This window comes from Sphingobacterium sp. UBA2610 (genome assembly GCF_002339225.1).
In the GTDB taxonomy this organism is placed as follows: domain Bacteria; phylum Bacteroidota; class Bacteroidia; order Sphingobacteriales; family Sphingobacteriaceae; genus Sphingobacterium; species Sphingobacterium multivorum.
Genome location: NZ_DDKA01000001.1, coordinates 120,604 through 120,955 on the forward strand (window position 1 = coordinate 120,604; position 352 = coordinate 120,955).

Sequence of the window (352 nt, forward strand, 5' to 3'; positions counted from 1 at the left end):
CTTGCTTGCTTGCTTGCTTGCTATACAGATAAAAGATCAATTAAATGATGAAATATGAAACAATAGATGCTTACTTCCAACGACAAGAACTCATACGGATAAATTCAACGTCTTTCAAGACGCAAAACTTTTTTATAGCGAACTGCTAACGGTCGATAAAAAATCAATTGAATCAAAGCGAAACATCCTACCAAAACAAGTCCCAATGGTGAATAAAAAGTTAGACCAATATACAGTAGTAATAAGAATAACCGCAGCATCTCAAGTGGAAAAACCCAGTCTTCATGTTCTAGAAGTCCTCCAATACAAATAACACTACAAAGAATAAATCCCCCGCCAATAACGAGTTGTA

Annotated in this window: 1 protein-coding gene; it reads right to left on the reverse strand. The window is 35.2% G+C overall.

The window, feature by feature from the left end; all coding sequences use genetic code 11:
• Window positions 1–104: 104 nt before the first annotated feature.
• Window positions 105–352: hypothetical protein (locus B4Z47_RS00510; RefSeq protein WP_414711852.1), on the reverse strand; the 248-nt coding region annotated here is incomplete at its 5' end.